Raw genomic sequence first — 16,677 nt, forward strand, 5'->3', positions numbered from 1 at the left:
CCAGAGGCCGCCGGAGGGAACCAATATCCCGCCCATGACTTGATTTGTGAAAGCAGCGGCGAAGGAAAGGAAAGATGAAAGCCATCGCGCTTAACGGAACCTTGAAGCGGAGCGGCGGCGAGCCGTCCTCGACCGACAGGATGCTCGAACTTGTTCTGGAACATCTCGGCAAGGAAGGGGTGACGGGCGAGATTATCCGCCTTGCCGATTGCGACATAAGGCCAGGCGTCAGGTCGGATGAAGGCGAGGGCGACGAATGGCCCGGCATCCGCGCCCGCCTTCTCGATGCGGACATCGTGATCCTCGGCACGCCGGTCTGGCTCGGCCAACCCTCCAGCATCGCCAAGCGCGCGCTGGAACGGATGGACGCCTTCCTCTCCGAGAAGGACGACGGCGGCCGGATGGTGTCCTACGGCCGCGTCGCGGCCGTCGCCGTCGTCGGAAACGAGGACGGTGCGCATCATGTTTCCGCCGAGCTCTATCAGGCGCTGAACGATGTCGGCTTCTCGCTCGCGCCCAATGCCGTTTGCTACTGGGTCGGCGAAGCGATGGGCGGCACGGATTTCAAGGATCTCGACAAGGTACCCGACGCCGTGTCCTCGGCCGCGAAGATGCTCGCGCGAAACGCCGCTCATCTCGCGCGGCTCCTTCGCGAGCAGGGCTATCCCGCCATCGCTTGATCGAAGACGCGCATAGCGCACCCCAGGAAGAACAGGAGAAGATCCCATGTTGAAGAAACAGGAAGCTCCCGTCGCCCAGGAACAGGATCGCCAGCCGGGTTCGGAGGCGCAGATGCATCCACCGCCGGAATACGACCCGCGCTATCCCGGTTCGCGCAGGCTCGAGGGAAAGGTCGCCATCATCACCGGCGGCGATTCCGGCATCGGCCGCGCCACGGCAGTGCTCTTCGCCCGCGAAGGCGCGCGCATCGGCATCCTCTACAAGAACAAGACGGAAGAGGAAGACGCGACGAAGACGGCCGGCCTGATCGGGAAGGAAGGCGGCGAATGCTTCCTCCTGGCCGGCGATGTCGCCAAGCCTGCCGTCGCGCGGGCATTCGTGGATGAAGCCCTGCGGAAGTTCGGGCGTCTCGACGTCGTGGTCTGCGGCGCGGCCGAACAGCATTTCCAGCCGAAGTTCGAGGAAATTCCGGAGGAGCAGATCGAGCGGACCTTCGAGACCAACGTCTTCGGCCAGTTTCATGTGATTCAGGCCGCGCTGCCGCATCTGGAGAAGGGCGCCTCGATTATCTGCGTGACCTCCGTCACCGCCTATCGCGGCCAGCCGGTGCTGCTCGACTATTCCTCCACCAAGGGCGCCATTCTCGCGCTGGTGCGCGCGCTCGCCGCCAATCTGGCGTCGAAGGGCATCCGCGTGAACGGCGTCGCGCCGGGGCCCATATGGACGCCGCTCATTCCGGCATCCTTCCCGGAAGACAAGGTGAAGAACTTCGGCAAGAGTTCGCCCCTCGGCCGGCCCGGCCAGCCGAATGAGGTGGCGCCGTCGCTTCTCTTCCTCGCCTGTGAGGACAGTTCATACATGAGCGGGCAGGTGCTGCATCCAAACGGCGGCGATCCGGTCGGCGGCTGACGGTGAAGCGAACGAGGGCGGTCCGCGTCAGACGCCGAAAGGATAAGTGTCCGGCACATCCGCTCTGATGTGTTCCGGCCCCAGCGGCTCCACGGCATGCGTCTCGTCGAACCAGACATAGGCATCGAATTGCTCGGAGAGCGATGCCTCCGCGTAATGGCTCGCGAGTTCCGTGCCAGGCCGGTAGATCACGCCGATGAAGCGTTCGAGGCGCGGCGTCTTCAGCCGGTAGCGCAGCTCGTCGTTGCGCTTCATGTCGAGAAGGAAGCGTGCGATCCCCGCATCGTGGCACACGCGTTCATAGCTGTCGGCGCGCGAGGGCCTCACGCGCATCGTTTGCGTCTCGCCGTCCCAGTCGTTCGCCGCCGTCACCGTGCCCGAATGCGTGCCGAAGCCGATCAGCACAGCCTGCTTGCCGAAACGTTCGCGGGCGAGCTGGCCGATATTGATCTCGTCGCGCAGCGAGCCCATGTCGGTGTGCCGCGCATCGCCGATATGTGAATTATGCGCCCACACCACGGCCTTTGCCGTTCCGTCCTTCGCTTCGAGAAGATTGGTCAGTGTCTCGAACATATGCGTGTCGCGCAGGTTCCACGCATCCGCGCCGCCATAATACATGATGCGATAATAGCGCTCGGCGCTCGCGACGAGCCGCGCGCTTTGCGCCGCGTCGATGAAGCTGTCGTCGCCGATATGGTCGAGCCGCCGTTCGAGAAGCTCGCGGCATTGCAGCGCCACAGCTTCCTCGCAGTCCCGGTAGGTTCCGCGCAGCACCGCCCGCCCATAGGTTGCAGGTTCCTTCTGCCATGGCGTCAGGCAGCCATAGCGCTCACGCGCCACGGCGGCGGCCTCCGGGTCTCGCGCGTCGAGATAGTCGAGCACCGCCGCAATGGCGTCGCTCATGTTGTAGAGGTCGAGGCCGTAGAAACCGGCGCGCTTGTCCGGCGCTTGCGCCGCGTTGTAGTCGGTGAGCCAGTCCACGAACTCCGCCACATCCCTGTTCCGCCACATCCAGGTCGGAAAGCGGCGGAAGGCGCGTTCCGTTCTTTCCGGTCCCGGCCTTTGCCGCACATGGCGGTCCACCGCCGCCGCATCCGGCCAGTCCGCTTCCACCGCGACGATGTTGAAGCCGTGTTCCTCGATCAGCCGCTTCGTGATCGCGGCGCGCGCCCGGTAGAATTCCGAAGTCCCGTGGCTCGCCTCGCCGAGCATCACCACGCGCGCGCTTCCGAAGCGGTCGAAAAAGGCGCCGAAGCGGGGATCGTCAGGGTCGGGCAGGGGCTCCGCCGCCTCCGCCACCACCTCGCTCAGCCGGTAGAGCCTCGCTGGCGCGGCCGCCTCCACGGCCGGTTCCGGCCGCTCGCGCGCCTTCCAGCCTTCCTCGCCGATCAGCGGCACGAACATGACGCCGCCGAGATCTTCTTCCTCGTACTGCTCCCGGTCGATCCGCGTCACGCGCAGAAGCCTTTGTTCGCGCTGCTCGCCGCCCACCGGAATGACGAGCCGCCCGCCAACGGCAAGCTGATCCTTCAGCGCCTGCGGAACGGCGGGCCCTCCCGCCGCCACCAGGATTGCATCGAAAGGCGCTTCCTCCGGCCAGCCGCGCGTGCCATCGCCCCGTCGCACTTCCACATTGCGGTAGCCGGTCTCGGCCAGGCGTTTCTCCGCCGTCCGGCAGAGCGCCTCGTGCCGTTCGATCGTGAAGACCTTTTCCGCGATAAGGCTCATCACCGCCGCGGCATAGCCCGAGCCCGTGCCCACTTCGAGCACGCGGTCGCCGGGCGCGATACGGGCGGCCTCGATCATCAGGGCGACGATATAGGGTTGCGAGATCGTCTGCCCTTCGCCGATGGCGAGCGGCGTATCCTCATAGGCGAACTCTTCCGAGCCCGGTTCCACAAAGGCTTCGCGCGGCACGCGGCGCATCGCGTCGAGCACGAGCGGCGAGCGGATGCCGCGCGCCTCAAGATGCGCTTCGATCATGCGCTGGCGGGCTCTTGAGAGGTCTTTCATCTTCTGTACCCCTCGCGCGGTTTGCGAACCTTGCGCCTTATGGCGTGGCGGAGACGGGTAGCCTGTGTTCCCGGCCTCTTCGGAGGGCCTCGGGAAACCGGGGATAACCTTATCGCGTCCGGAACGTTTGAGGTACCCGAAAGCCACGGGGATTGTTTTTTGGCGCTCTGCCTCTGGCCCGGCTCAGCCGGCTAAGGCGAGCTTCCTTGCCTTTGCCGGGCTTGTCCCCAGAAGCCGAAGGATGCTCTCGCAGGTCTGCCGTGTAAGCGCGAGGTTCCGTCCGCCGTGAATCTGCGCGCGCAGCGCCACGCCGATCAGTGACGCCACCTGATCGAGAAGGAAACCCGTCACCTCCACGTCGAACTTGCCCTGTTCCACGCCCAGTTCGATGTCGCTGCGCAGATAGCGGTAGATGTCCTGCCGCACTTCCGGCATCACCTCCGCGCTGCCGAGCAGCACATGCGCCCAGTCGGGTTCGTGGACGACGATCTCGATGAAGCGCGTCGTCGCGGTCACGACGCGCCGTCCCGCATCCTCGATCCCGGTCATCTCCTCGTCGAGCTGCCGGCCCACCGCCAGGGCGATGCCATAGGCAGCCTCGCGCAGGATCGATTCCTTGTCCTCGAAGTGATTGTAGAAGGTTCCGTTCGCGAGCCCCGCCGCCTCCGTGATGTCGAGGATCTTCGTGGCCTCCATGCCCTTCGCCGCGACAACGCTGACGGTCGCGTCGAGCAGCGCCGAGCGGGTCCGCTCCCGCTTGCCGCCGCCCGCCGTCTGTCCCTGGAAATAACCTTGCTGCACGCCGCTCTCCTTCATGCCCGAAGGATAGCCCGGGAGAGGGCTTGACAAAAGTCATTTATGAGAAGTATCTCAATTATGAGAGTAATCTCATTTATGGAGTCCGCGCATGTCCCGCCACCCCGTTCTTGTCGTCGGCGCAGGTCCGGTTGGCTGCCTTGCGGCCCTTCTCCTTGCGCGGCAAGGGGTGGCGTCCCGCCTTGTCGATCGCCGTCCGTCGCCGGGCACGGCTCCGAGGGCGCATGCCGTGAACCCGCGCACGCTGGAAATCTGCGACAGCATCGGCGTCTCCGCCGCGGCGTTGAGGCGGGCAGGGGCCAGCGCCAACGATGCCGGCTTCGTCCGATTCATGGGCAGGCTGGCGGGGCCAGAATTCGGCGCCCTGCCATACGAGCGCCAGGACGATGCGGCGCTCGCCTACACGCCCTTTCCGCTCACCAACATCCCGCAACCGGTTTTCGAGGCGGCGCTCTTCGAGGCCATCGCCGCCGAACCGCTCATCTCCTTCGAGCGTGGCGTCGCCTGCACGGGCCTGGAAGAAAACGCCGCTGGAGTCACGGCAACGCTCCTTGGCGAAAATGGAACCTCGCGGCTCGAATGCAGCTATGTCATTGCCGCCGATGGGGCGAACTCGCGCCTGCGCGAAGCGCTCGGCATCGCCATGGAAGGGCCCGAAGCGCTTCAGCACTACATCATGATCCATTTCGAGGCCGATCTGCGCGCTCTCACGGATGCGCGGCCGGGCGTCCTCTATTTCCTCTTCGATCCGGACACAAGCGGCGTTCTGGTCGCTTACGATCGTGCCGGGACCTGGGTTCTGATGCACCCTTACGATCCGGCGGCCACGGCGCCGGAGAGTTTCGATGAAGCGAAATGCCGCCCGCTGGTCGAAGCGGCAATCGCCGCGCCGGTCTCCTTCTCCATTCGCAACATCAGCCCCTGGGCCATGTCGGCGCAGATCGCCGAACGGTACCGCAAGGGCCGTGTCTTCCTCGCGGGCGATGCCGCACACCGCTTTCCTCCGACAGGCGGCCTCGGCCTCAACACGGGCGCGGTCGATGCCCAGAACCTCGCCTGGAAGCTCGCCGCCGTTCTCAATGGCGAGGCGGGCGAGGCGCTTCTCGACACATACGAGGCCGAGCGCCGCCCGGTCGCCGTCGCGAACAGCGAGCAGAGCCTCATGAACGCCTCGAAACTCTTCGAGCTTTTCGGGGTGCTCTACGGGCCGGACCCCGCTCGCATGATGGAACATTACGGCGCTCTCGCGGCGAACCCGTCCGCCAGCGCCGAACTGCCTGCCGCCATCGAGGCGCAGCGTCCCCATTTCGACAGCTTCAATCTTCAGCTCGGCTATCGCTATTGCTCCGCCGCGCTGTCCGATGCGCCGCCGCTTGCTCCCGCCTCGGAAATCGACATCAGCCGCTACGAGCCTTCCTGGGATGTCGGCGCGCACCTGCCGCATCGCTGGGTCTCTTGCAGGGGGAAGACAGTCTCGCTTCTCTCGCTGCGCGATCCCGCGCGCTTCACGCTTCTTGCCGGTCCCGCCGCTGCCGCCTGGGCAAGCGCCGCCCGCGCGCAAGACCTGCATTGCCTCGTCGCGGGGGAGGACTTCACCGGCAGCGAGGACTGGGAGACGCTCACCGGCTTGACACCCGAAGGCGCGCTGCTCCTCCGCCCCGACGGCCACATCGCCTGCCGCTTCGCCGCGCCGATAGATGCGCCCCGGGAATTGCAGCGTCGCATGGCCCTGCTTCTCGGTCTGCCCGCGCTCGCGCTGCCCGCTCACGCCATCTAGCAAAGGAAACCTCTCATGGATATCGGTCTGACGGACAGGAAGGCGATTGTCTGCGCGTCGTCGCGCGGCCTCGGCAAGGCCTGCGCCGCCGCGCTCGCGCGCGAGGGCGTTCATGTCGTGTTGAACGGCCGCAACGCGGAGGCGCTCGACAGGGCGGCCTTCGAAATCTCGGATGGTGCGACAGGATCGGTCACGCCCATCGTCGCCGACCTCAATACGCAGGAGGGAAGGGAGAAGCTCGTCGCCGCCTGTCCCGACGCCGACATTCTCGTGAACAACAATGACGGTCCCCCGCCCGGCAACTTTGCTCACTGGGGCGAGACCGAATGGCGCGCCGCGCTCGACGCCAACATGCTGGCGCCTCTCTTCATGATCAAGGCGCTGATGGAAGGCATGAAGGAGCGCCGCTTCGGCCGCATCGTCAACATCACTTCCGCCATGGTAAAAGCGCCGCGCTCCGTCATGGGCCTCTCGACCGCCGCGCGTTCCGGCCTCACCGCCATGTGCAAGGGCCTCTCCGCCGATCTCGCGCCCTTCAATGTCACGATCAACAACATGCTGCCCGAGCGCTTCGACACGGATCGTCAGAAGAAGATGGCCGAGCTCGCGATGGCATTCAAGAAGATCACGATGGAAGAGGCGCGCGCCGAAATCGCGGAGTCGATTGCGGCCAAGCGCATGGGCGATCCTTCGGAGTTCGGCGACGCCTGCGCCTTTCTCTGCAGCGCACAGGCAGGCTTCATCACCGGACAGAACCTCCAGCTCGACGGCGGCACCTATCCCGGTCTCATCTGAGGAAACGAAAATGGAAACGTCTTTCGATGCGCTTCTCGTTCCCCGGCTGCTCTTTTCGGCAGTCGCGATCATGATTTTCGTCGGCCCGATCTTTGCCGACTTCAACAGGACCCATGCGACGAACCCGCTCTGGACGCCGCATGCGCGCTTCCATGTCGTCTGGCAGGTGCTGAGCCAGACGGGCGTCTCGTTGGTCATTCTCTGGCTCCTCTGGTCGGAGGCAGCCGACTACTCGGTTCACATCTGGGTCGCTGTAATCCTCAACTATGTCTGGCTTGCGGCCTTCTATGCGACGCTCGCTTCCATGCCGCTTTATGGCGGTGCGCTGAAGGACGTGAACGGCATCAAGCCCTTCCGGTTCAATATATTCGGCAAGATCTATCTCGTGGACACGAATCTCTTCGGTAGCGTCATACTCCTGATCGTGAACACGACCGGCGTCGTCCTTCTGGTGAACTGAAGATGGAGAAGACATGTTTGCGCGCTTTGTTGGAATTCTGCTGATGGGCATGACGGCCTCGCATGCGGCGCATGCCGGCACTTTTGGCACGGTCGAAATCGCGCCCGTCGAAGAGGCGCTCACCTTCGCGCGCGATAAGGCAGGCACCCGCCTCATCCTCGTTTCGTCATATGAAGGTGGTGAGGTCGCGGGTATCGATCTCACCGCGGCCTTCGGTGCGTCCGATCCGGTCGCGCTCTACAATGCGAAGGGCTACGGCGCGATCGCCGCCTTGTCCGGCAGCGAAGTGACGTTGCGAGTGAGCGAGCTTGGGCTCCCGGTCGATCTCACTGCCTCGCACATCGCCGCCGGCACCAACTTCCCCGAGCATGCGGAAGAATCGTCCGTCGAGGAAGGCCCCTTCCTTTTCGCCAAGGAAGTGGAGCCGACATCCTTCGACGCGCCGGTACCGGCGAGGGATGCGCTGCTCGATTACGAGGTCGAACTCGCCTTCGTCGCGCTCGAACCCTTCGACATTTCGCAGGCGCCGGAGGAAGCGGGTCTCATCCTCTGCAACGACGTCACCGACCGCGCGAAGCTCATGCGCAACATCGACGCTTCCGATGTCACCTCCGGCAAGGGCTTCACCACCGGCAAGAGCGCGCCGGGCTATCTGCCTGTCGGCAATCTCTTCGTGATCCCGCGCGACCTGCGCGCCTTCGCCTCCGCTGTCGAACTGCGTCTGTGGCGGGGCGATGAACTGAAGCAGTCCGCTCGCCAGTCGGAAGCAATCTGGGATTTCGACGAGCTCGTTCGTCAGTCCGCCGCTCGTCAGAACGTGCTCTGGGATTTCGAGGGCCGCGAAGTCGGCCTGCCCATCCAGGACGGCATCGTTCCCGCCCGCACCGCCATCCTCGCCGGCACGCCGGACGGCACCGTCTTCCGGGGTGTCGACAAGTCGTCCATGGCGCTCGGGGCATGGGACTGGCTCGCGGGCGGCTGGGACCGCACCCTCGTCTCCCATGTCGTCGAACGGCAGATCGCGAAGGAGCGCGCCGCGCGCCGCTATCTCCAGCCCGGCGAGCGCATCGTCATCTCCGTCGCCCGCATGGGAGAACTCGGCAATCAGATCGTCGAGTAATCCCCGGGGGACGGGACGACCGAGTCCGGACTTGTCCCCGCCTCACGGAAAGAAAATCCGTACACGGAATAGGCGCGCGAGCCTATTGTGACAGTTCGATGACATTCAGATGACAGTCAGCCGGGGAAAAGCCGCTAGCTCTTTGTTTTCGAAGGAAAATCGCCGCCGCGGCAGCGCTTCGTTGACTTCGTCCGAAACTTCGCGGCAACCTCGCCCGCCGGTGTGGCTGACAGTGGGGATATGCGATGCGGTTCACGACGTTCGAGTTCGAGGGAAAAGAGCGGTTTGGTGCCGTTTTTGACGGCGAAGTTGCGGATATCTCGGCCGTTTCCGGCGCGCCGGCCTCCCTCCTCGAAGCGATCCGGGGGGATAAATCCGGCCTCGAGGCGGCAGGCAGGGCGGCGGCCTCGGCTCCGCGCATCCCGCTTGACCGCATCGCCTTCCTCCCGGTTATCCCCAGGCCCGGCAAGATCGTCTGCCTGGGACTGAACTACGCCGCCCATGCCGCCGAGGGCGGGCGCGAGAAGCCCGATTATCCGAATTTCTTCATGCGCAGCGCGACCTCTCTTCTCGGACATGGCCGCCCGATGCTCAGGCCCCGCGTCTCGCAGCAACTGGATTTCGAGGCTGAGCTCGCTGCCGTGATCGGCCGGCCCGTGCCGCGGCATACGCCAAAGGAAAAGGCGCTCGCCTACGTTGCGGGCTATGCCTGTTTCAATGACGGCTCTGTTCGCGACTACCAGCGCCGCACGCCGCAATGGACCATCGGCAAGAACTTCGACGCAACAGGACCCTTCGGACCTGCCTTCGTTCCGGCGGAAGAACTGCCGTCCGGCGCAGCAGGACTCAGGATAGAGTCGCGGCTCAACGGCACCGTCATGCAAAGCGCGAACACCGCCGACATGATCTTCCCCGTGGACGAGACGATCATGCTGCTCAGCCAGTGCATGACGCTTGAACCTGGCGACGTGCTCGTGATGGGGACGCCGGCGGGTGTGGGTTTTGCCCGCACGCCGCCGCTATGGATGAAGCCGGGCGATGTCATCGAAATCGAAATCGAAGGGGTTGGTCTTCTCTCGAACCCCATCGCCGACGAAATCTGACGTCACTCCGCTGCGCGCCGCGCCGGACCTTCGACATTCGTCCAATTCTGCTCCGTTCCACGCCGTGCCGACCGCCGGGCGCGAAGTACGCTCGGCGCCGCGAGCAGCACCGGCACAAGGACAAGCGTCAGAAGCGTCGAAAAGCCAAGGCCGAAGATGATCGCGGTTGAAAGCTGGACCCACCAGACCGAAACCGGACCGCCGATGACGATCTCGCGCGTCACGAAGTCGAGATTGATCTGAAGTGCCATCGGCAGCAGGCCAAGCATGGTCGTTATGGTCGTCAGCATGATCGGCCGCAAACGCTGGCCGGCCGTGCGGAGCACGGCTTCGACGGCATCCATCGCGTCTTCCCGAAGCCGCTGATAGGTGTCGATCAGCACGATCGAGTTGTTCACCACGATACCGGCAAGCGCCACGATGCCAGTGCCGGTCATGATCACCGAGAACGCCTGTCCCGTCACCACCATGCCGATCAGAACCCCGACCGTCGAAAGGACAACGGTCGAGAGCGTGAGCACGGAATGGTAGAAGCTGTTGAACTGGGTCAGCAGGATAATGAACATCAGGAAGAGGGCGCCGATGAGCGCGCCGCCGAGGAAGGAAGCGGATTCGGCCTGCTCTTCATTGGCGCCGCGGAACTTGACCTTCACGGCAGGGTCTATGGTCTGCTGCGAAAGCCAATCCGAAATTTCTCCCACCTTGTCGTCCACATTGATCTTGCTACCCGTCACGGGGTCGACCGCGGTGTTCGCCTTGATCATGATGCGGCGATAGCCGTTGATGCGCTCGATCGTGCTCACTTGCGGCTGCGCCTCGCGACCGACAAAGTTGGAAATCGGAACGAGGCCAGAGGTCGTTTGCACGCGCAGTTGATCGAGCTGATCGAGAACGCGGTAGTCGTCCGGAAAGCGAGCGCGAATATCCACCTCATCCTGTGCATCGTCCGGCCGGTAATCGCCAATCATGATGCCGTTTGTGACAAGCTGAATGACGGCGCCGACGGAAGTAACGTCAGCTCCGAAACGTCCCGCCATCTCGCGGTCCACCGTCATGACCCATTCGACGCCGGGAAGAGGGCGCCCGTCCTCCACGTCGATGAGCCCGCCCACCTCGCTGTCGAGATGCGAGCGGATCAGCGCCGTCGTGGCGAGCAATTTCTGATAGTCGGTCGACGTTAGCTCGATCTGGATGTCCTTGCCGGTCGGCGGTCCATCTTCCTGCTTGCGCAGTTCGACCTTGATACCGGGAATGGACTTCGTGTTCTGCCTTATCTCCTCAAGGATGATCGCGCCCTTGCGCCGCTCCTCATAGGGCTTCAGCTCGATCATCATCTGGGCGATCAGGTCCTTGGGAACGTCGTTGCGCCCCGTTGAGCCGCTGCCGAGACCGGGGCCCGTGCGGGTGAAGACTGTCTCCACGCCGTCCGTGTCGAGCACGATCTGCTCCACGTCTTGCGCAAGCGTCAGCGTGTCCTGCGCGGACAGGTTGCCGCGGGCGCTCACGAGCACGATGGCGCGCTCCGGTTCCGTGTCCACGAAGAACTCGACGCCGTTACTGAACATCGAAAAAAGGATGATGGTGGAGACCAGTATGGCACCCGTTGCAGCGAGCACGAGACCCGGAAACCGGACCAGCCGGTCGAGCATCCGCACATAGGAGCCCGTAAGTCCCGGCAGCGCCCTGATGTCGCCCGTCTCAGCGCCGGCAAGCTGCTTCAGAACATCGTCATTCTCGCTCTCGGCCTTGCCGAAGATCGTGCCCATGGTGGGCACGAAAACGAGTGCAGTGAGAAGCGAGGCCGAAAGAACCACGATGAGTGTGATCGGCAGGTAGCTCATGAACTTGCCGCTGACGCCCGGCCAGAGCAGCATCGGCAGGAAGGCTGCCAGCGTTGTTGCGGTCGATGAGGCGACGGGCCAGAACATACGCTTGGAGGCGAGCGTATAGGCCTCGCGCCGATCAAGACCTTCCGACATCTTGCGGTCGGCATACTCGACCACGACGATTGCGCCGTCGACAAGCATACCCACCGCGAGCAGCATGCCGAACATGACCATCATGTTGATCGTGTAGCCGGCCGATGCGAGGAAGAAGAAGCCGATCATGAACGAGGTCGGAATCGCGATGCCCACCAGCATGGCGGAGCGAAGGCCAAGTGCCGCCACGACAACGATCATCACGAGCACGATAGCCGTTGCGATGGACGATTGCAGCGACCCAAGCGACCGGAAAATCCAGTCGGAGGCATCGAGCGTGTAGTTCACATGAATGGCTTCGGGCCATTGCGCCGTGAACTCGTCCACGATCTGACGCACATGCTGATTGTTGTCGATAATGTTGGTGCCGATGCGTTTCGTGATCTCGATCGCGATTGCGGGATGGCCGTTGAAACGCGCATAGCCATCGGCATCCTTGAAGGTGCGTCGGATATCGGCGATGTCGGACAACGTGACGACGCCCTCGCCGGACACCTTGACCGGAAGGTTGAGAACGTCTTCGCGATCCTCGAAGAGACCGGGAACCTTCACGGAGAAGCGGCCCTGGCCCGTGTCGATGTTGCCTGCGGCAACGAGACGGTTGTTCAGCGAGACGACATTGATGAGCTCGCCCTGCGAGACATTGTAGGACTCGAGCTTCGCCGGGTCGATCACGACCTCCAGCAATTCTTCCCGGTGGCCGACGAGTTCCGCCTGCAGCACGGTCGGAACACCTTCGATCTCGTCTTTCAGGCGCCGCGCGGCATTGTAGAGCGTGCGCTCGGGTACGTCGCCGGACAGCGTGACGATCAGAACGGGAAACAGGGCCGCATTGAACTCGCGGACGATGGGCTCTTCCGTATCGCTCGGAAGTTTGGCGCGGGCAAGATCAACCTTCTCGCGAACGTCCTGCAGCGCCGCATCCTTGTCGAAGTTCACATCGAACTCGAGCACGATACCGGCATGGCCCTGAGAGGCGATGGCGGTGATCTCCTCCAGCCCTTCGAGCGAGCGCAGTTCCGTTTCCATCGGCCGAATGAGCAGGCGCTCTGCGTCCTCGGGCGAGATGCCTTGATGGACGATCGAGACATAGAAAATCGGAATTGGAATGTCTGGATCGGCTTCCTTCGGGATCGATATGAAGGAAATGATGCCGGCCGCGACCAGCAGCACCATCGATGTCAGAACGGTGCGCGAATGTCCGATGGCGGCTTCGATAAAAGCGTTCACAACGACGCTCCAACCTGGTTGCTGGCGACAGGCTCGACCTTCTGGCCTTCCTTGACGTAGTCCTGCCCGACCGTGATCACCGTGATCTTCTCGGGCAACCCGGTAACCCAGAGGCCTTCGGGCGTATCGTCGATGAGCGTGACCCGCTTGAATTCGACCCGCTCGTCTGCACCCACTGTGCGGATGCCGATGACGCCATTATCGTCGAGCGAGAGAATGCCGCTCGGGATCCTGTGAGCGAGCATTTCCTGGCCCGGCACGACGATCTCGGCAGTTACGCCGGACCGCTTTGACAGGTCTTCGTTCGGCACCTCGAGTTCGACGCGGAAAGTGCGGGTCGCAGGGTCCGCCGTCTTTGCGACGAAGCTGATCTTGCCTTCGGCCGTTTCGCCGGTGACGAGCCGAGCCGAGCCGTGCTCGCCGATTTGCAGCGAAGCGACACGGTCTTCCGCGACTTGTCCCACGATCAGGAGCGGATTGAGTTCGACGACAAGCCCGCAGACATCGCCCACGCGCATGTAATCGCCTACCTCGACAGGCCGGCCGTCGAAGACGCCGTCGAATGGCGCCCTGATCTTCGTTTGGCCGACTTCGACTTCCATCTGCTTGAGACGGGCCTGCGCGGCGTCGTAGGCGGCTTTCGAGCCCGCGGCGACCGTCGGCGCGCGATAGCCTTTCTCCGCAAGCTGGCGCGAAGCGTCGTATTCGAGGCGCCGCTGCTTGACGAGCGCCTGTGCCTCGGCGAGTTGTGCGTCTCGGGCATTGAGCGCAAGTTCGCAAAGAACATCGCCTTTGACCACACGCTCTCCTTTTTCGACCGGAAGCTTTGCCACCGTACCCTGCGTTTCCGCACGCACTTCGACCGCGCGCTTCGCCTCGGTGCGCCCGCGAATGATGAAGGAGCCCCGGCGCATCGTCGCAGCCGATTCCATCACACGAACGCGTACTGCCGCGTTGCTGGCGGCATCCTGTTCGGCAGCGGTCAATTCGGGGCCGGTGCTCCCGTTGCCGTTGAAGATGCCCGTCGCGAACCAGAGAGCGATTGCGACTGCAATGCCGATCGCAATCATGTGGGAGCGGTGAAGCCGTCCGCCGGTCGCTCTGGTGGTTGTCTCTTTCAGCCGGTCAAACATGCGCTTCTTCTTCGGTTGCGATCTCTTCGATCAGATGTCGGTTGTTTTCGAGGAAGTCCACGGAAGCCGAGTAGACCGCGTAACCATACTGGCGCGCGAAATCCATGCCTGGCGTGTCGTCTGTTCCGGGCTTGGCGAGTTCGGAGAGCTTCTCCTTCATCGTCGCAAGGCGCTGGTCCACCATCAGGCGGACGCGGCTGCGCGGAAGCAGCTGTGCAAAGAGAAGCGTAAAGAGAAATTCCGAACGATACTTGTCGTCCGCGATGGGCTGTTGCAGCGCGTCCCGCAACTTCAGGCGGCCCTTGTCGGTGAGCGAGTAGATTTTCTTGTCGGGCCGCTTCTCTTGCGCTTCCGCCTTGCAGGTAACGAGACCCTCTTCCGTCAGCCGCGTCAGCGCCGGATAGATCGAGCCATAGCTCGCATCGAGGAAGTGGCTGAAGGGGCCATCCTCGAACATCTTGTTGATTTCGTATCCCGTGGCATCGCCGAAAACGAGCGCGCCCAGGCAGAGCGTCGTGACTTGCATAGAGAGGCTGTCCTTGCCCCGGGGCTGCTATCGGTCCGAGGTATATAGAGGCGATATATCGGGGCTATATATTATGGTTCAGCCGGATTCCAAGATCACACAGGCCCGATTTTCCTCCCGCCGCCCATATTTTTTGCGCTGCGGCATAGAAGTCACACCGCGCGAGGGAGGAAGACAGGGCAACAATGCTCAAACACCCCATAATCAATGTTCCCCAGCGTAAATAGGGAGGGGTGGTGGCGCCCATCAAGGGCGGCAGACTGCTTTTGCGTCTTTCCCTGTAATTGCCGCGTCAGGAGGCGAGGGCGGCGAGCAGCGCGCGCCGGTAGAGCCGGTCCTTGATGCTTCGGGGAGTGGCCAGACCCATCCGTTCCAGCCCTCTCCTGGCCTCCGCCGTCTCTGGGCCCCCGCGCAGAACGAACTTCAGCAAGTCTTCTCTGGAAGCCCCGCGAAGGCGGCCGAGTGCCGGCATCAGCGCGACTTCCTCCTCCGTGAAATCGCTGCCGAAAGGGAAAAGTGGCAGCAGGCCGGCCATCCGGGCGTGGCTGAGGGCAGTGTCGATCCGCTGAGGTGTGTTGTGGCGCTGGCTCTCCGGAATTTGGTAGTTGGCGGCAATCTTGCCCGCCTTCTTTGCCTGGGCGAGCAACTGGTCCTGAAAGCGGGAATCCGCAATCGAGAGCATTTCGGCTACCACTTCGCCATCGGTCTTTCCGCGCAGGTCTGCGATGCCATATTCCGTCACCACCATGTCGCGCAGATGTCGCGGGATCGTCGTGTGGCCGTAGGAGAAGACGATGTTCGATGTCGCCTTGCCGTTCTTGCTGCGCGTCGCCCGCATCGTGACAACCGAGCGCGCGTCTCCCAGTGCGAAGGCCTGTGCCACGAAATTATACTGCCCGCCGACACCGCTGACCACGCGGCCGTCTTCAAGCCCGTCGGAGACGACGGCGCCCGTCAGCGTCGCCATCATGGCTGTGTTGACGAAGCGCGCCTTCTTGCGGGCGGCACGTTTGCACATCTCGTCGCCATGAAGCTCGTTCACGAAGGCGACCGGCACCATGGCGATCCGTGCACGCTGCTGCGGGGTCATGTCCCTCAGCCGCTGGTAGAGCGTGCGAGAGCCGAGAAAGAAGCCGCCATGCACGAGGACGCCGTCCACCTCGCGCTTCACGACACCCGCCTCGATCAGGTCGATGAAACACTCGACGAGCATTTCGCTCGCGCCGTAAAGCCCTTCCTCGAAACGGCCGCGTTCATCGCCGCGCACATCGAGGCGGTTCGCCATGTCGCAGAATGCGCCGTTGTCACGGTGGCGCAGAACCAGCGCCTGCCCCACCGCATCCCCGATGGAACCGATACCGATCTGCAGCGTGCCGCCATCGGGAACAAGGCTCGCGACCTGTAGCCCGATCGCGTAGTCCGTGGGCGAGACGGGCTCGCGCGGCGGCGCGAAGAGAGGAAACTGTAGAGCTTCGCTGTCGAGCAGTAAGTCGAACTCGGAAGCTTCTGCTTCCGCAGCGCCCGCCATGTAGGGAAGCTCGAAATTGGTCTCGCCCGCGAAAATGAAGTCGGCCCGGCCTTCCCGCCTCGCCTGGAGAAGGTCGAGGGAAATATCCGGATTGCAGCTCAGGCTGAAACGGTCGCGTGCCGGCGCCGGGGCGACAAGCTGGGCGACCACATTCACGTTCGTCTCCAGCACATAACGAAGGGCATGTGTGTAGTTGGCCGAAATGTAGTTCTGCTGTTGCCGGGGGGAATTGAGCCAGCGCCCGGCCTGCATGAAGAACTCGTTGACCTGGATATTCTGGGGCAGAGTTCCGGCGTGTAGCGCGCTCGCATAGGCAAGTTCGGGATACCCCTCGAACAAGCGCTTCAGCACCGGAGCCATGAAGCGCCGTTCGATGTCGCTTGATGGACGCGGTACCTCGAGCGTCAACGCCGTGAATATCCGCAGGGAGATCGAGGGATCTTCCATCGCCCGCCGCACAAGCGCATTGGTCAGATGGTTTGGCTTCCCGAGCCCCAGCGGCAACGCCAGGACGATCTTCTTCCCGACACGATCAATGATCGCGTCGGCTATGGTTGCGGCGTCGTCGAACGTCTTTGGATATCTGGGCAAGATCGCACCGTCACGG

Annotated in this window: 13 protein-coding genes; 7 read left to right on the forward strand and 6 right to left on the reverse strand. The window is 63.4% G+C overall.

Annotated elements, in window-relative coordinates:
- The first annotated feature begins 74 nt into the window (after window positions 1-74).
- Window positions 75-680, forward strand: coding sequence for a flavodoxin family protein (locus ACKUUH_RS05050; protein ID WP_407948780.1), 606 nt, complete (start codon window positions 75-77; stop codon window positions 678-680).
- A 46-nt stretch (window positions 681-726) separates the two neighbouring features.
- Entirely contained in the window at window positions 727-1,590 is an 864-nt protein-coding gene (locus ACKUUH_RS05055) for an SDR family oxidoreductase (RefSeq protein WP_407948781.1), read from the forward strand.
- Between the two features lie 27 nt (window positions 1,591-1,617).
- On the opposite strand, the gene ACKUUH_RS05060 is transcribed toward ACKUUH_RS05055, so the two are convergent.
- Together ACKUUH_RS05060 and ACKUUH_RS05065 are read right to left on the reverse strand one after the other, a co-directional pair.
- Entirely contained in the window at window positions 1,618-3,603 is a 1,986-nt protein-coding gene (locus tag ACKUUH_RS05060; protein ID WP_407948782.1) for a protein-L-isoaspartate(D-aspartate) O-methyltransferase, read from the reverse strand.
- A 183-nt stretch (window positions 3,604-3,786) separates the two neighbouring features.
- The gene (locus ACKUUH_RS05065; RefSeq protein WP_407948784.1) at window positions 3,787-4,404 is read right to left on the reverse strand and encodes a TetR/AcrR family transcriptional regulator; all 618 of its coding nucleotides are present in this window, start codon (window positions 4,402-4,404) and stop codon (window positions 3,787-3,789) included.
- Window positions 4,405-4,510: 106 nt separating this feature from the next.
- On the opposite strand from ACKUUH_RS05065, the gene ACKUUH_RS05070 reads away from it, so the two are divergent.
- From ACKUUH_RS05070 to ACKUUH_RS05090, 5 genes are all read left to right on the forward strand, one after another.
- Complete coding sequence (locus ACKUUH_RS05070) at window positions 4,511-6,196, forward strand: FAD-dependent monooxygenase (protein WP_407948785.1); 1,686 nt, start codon at window positions 4,511-4,513, stop codon at window positions 6,194-6,196.
- A 15-nt stretch (window positions 6,197-6,211) separates the two neighbouring features.
- Window positions 6,212-6,991, forward strand: coding sequence for an SDR family oxidoreductase (locus tag ACKUUH_RS05075; RefSeq protein ID WP_407948786.1), 780 nt, complete (start codon window positions 6,212-6,214; stop codon window positions 6,989-6,991).
- A gap of 10 nt (window positions 6,992-7,001) precedes the next feature.
- Window positions 7,002-7,451: a DUF6640 family protein gene (locus ACKUUH_RS05080; protein WP_407948787.1), complete on the forward strand. Its 450-nt coding sequence runs from the start codon at window positions 7,002-7,004 to the stop codon at window positions 7,449-7,451.
- A gap of 13 nt (window positions 7,452-7,464) precedes the next feature.
- Window positions 7,465-8,571: a fumarylacetoacetate hydrolase family protein gene (locus tag ACKUUH_RS05085; RefSeq protein ID WP_407948788.1), complete on the forward strand. Its 1,107-nt coding sequence runs from the start codon at window positions 7,465-7,467 to the stop codon at window positions 8,569-8,571.
- A gap of 245 nt (window positions 8,572-8,816) precedes the next feature.
- On the forward strand, window positions 8,817-9,674 hold the full coding sequence (locus ACKUUH_RS05090; RefSeq protein ID WP_407948789.1) for a fumarylacetoacetate hydrolase family protein: 858 nt from the start codon (window positions 8,817-8,819) through the stop codon (window positions 9,672-9,674).
- Between the two features lie 2 nt (window positions 9,675-9,676).
- Here the strand turns inward: ACKUUH_RS05090 and ACKUUH_RS05095 are convergent, their stop codons facing one another.
- The 4 genes from ACKUUH_RS05095 to ACKUUH_RS05110 form a co-directional block, all read right to left on the reverse strand.
- Window positions 9,677-12,883: an efflux RND transporter permease subunit gene (locus ACKUUH_RS05095; RefSeq protein WP_407948790.1), complete on the reverse strand. Its 3,207-nt coding sequence runs from the start codon at window positions 12,881-12,883 to the stop codon at window positions 9,677-9,679.
- Entirely contained in the window at window positions 12,880-14,016 is a 1,137-nt protein-coding gene (locus ACKUUH_RS05100) for an efflux RND transporter periplasmic adaptor subunit (RefSeq protein ID WP_407948791.1), read from the reverse strand. The genes ACKUUH_RS05095 and ACKUUH_RS05100 overlap by 4 nt, the downstream gene beginning before the upstream one ends.
- On the reverse strand, window positions 14,009-14,542 hold the full coding sequence (locus tag ACKUUH_RS05105; RefSeq protein ID WP_407948792.1) for a PadR family transcriptional regulator: 534 nt from the start codon (window positions 14,540-14,542) through the stop codon (window positions 14,009-14,011). The genes ACKUUH_RS05100 and ACKUUH_RS05105 overlap by 8 nt, the downstream gene beginning before the upstream one ends.
- Before the next feature lie 292 nt (window positions 14,543-14,834).
- The gene (locus ACKUUH_RS05110; RefSeq protein ID WP_407948793.1) at window positions 14,835-16,661 is read right to left on the reverse strand and encodes an acetyl-CoA hydrolase/transferase C-terminal domain-containing protein; all 1,827 of its coding nucleotides are present in this window, start codon (window positions 16,659-16,661) and stop codon (window positions 14,835-14,837) included.
- Window positions 16,662-16,677 lie beyond the last annotated feature (16 nt).

Source organism: Parvibaculum sp. (assembly GCF_045863935.1).
In the GTDB taxonomy this organism is placed as follows: domain Bacteria; phylum Pseudomonadota; class Alphaproteobacteria; order Parvibaculales; family Parvibaculaceae; genus Parvibaculum.

Coding starts and splice junctions, on each gene's coding strand:
- ACKUUH_RS05050 (WP_407948780.1), top strand. CDS start 75: ATGAAAGCCATCGCGCTTAACGGAACCTTGAAGCGGAGCGGCGGCGAG.
- ACKUUH_RS05055 (WP_407948781.1), top strand. CDS start 727: ATGTTGAAGAAACAGGAAGCTCCCGTCGCCCAGGAACAGGATCGCCAG.
- ACKUUH_RS05060 (WP_407948782.1), bottom strand. CDS start 3,603: ATGAAAGACCTCTCAAGAGCCCGCCAGCGCATGATCGAAGCGCATCTT.
- ACKUUH_RS05070 (WP_407948785.1), top strand. CDS start 4,511: ATGTCCCGCCACCCCGTTCTTGTCGTCGGCGCAGGTCCGGTTGGCTGC.
- ACKUUH_RS05075 (WP_407948786.1), top strand. CDS start 6,212: ATGGATATCGGTCTGACGGACAGGAAGGCGATTGTCTGCGCGTCGTCG.
- ACKUUH_RS05080 (WP_407948787.1), top strand. CDS start 7,002: ATGGAAACGTCTTTCGATGCGCTTCTCGTTCCCCGGCTGCTCTTTTCG.
- ACKUUH_RS05085 (WP_407948788.1), top strand. CDS start 7,465: ATGTTTGCGCGCTTTGTTGGAATTCTGCTGATGGGCATGACGGCCTCG.
- ACKUUH_RS05090 (WP_407948789.1), top strand. CDS start 8,817: ATGCGGTTCACGACGTTCGAGTTCGAGGGAAAAGAGCGGTTTGGTGCC.
- ACKUUH_RS05100 (WP_407948791.1), bottom strand. CDS start 14,016: ATGTTTGACCGGCTGAAAGAGACAACCACCAGAGCGACCGGCGGACGG.
- ACKUUH_RS05105 (WP_407948792.1), bottom strand. CDS start 14,542: ATGCAAGTCACGACGCTCTGCCTGGGCGCGCTCGTTTTCGGCGATGCC.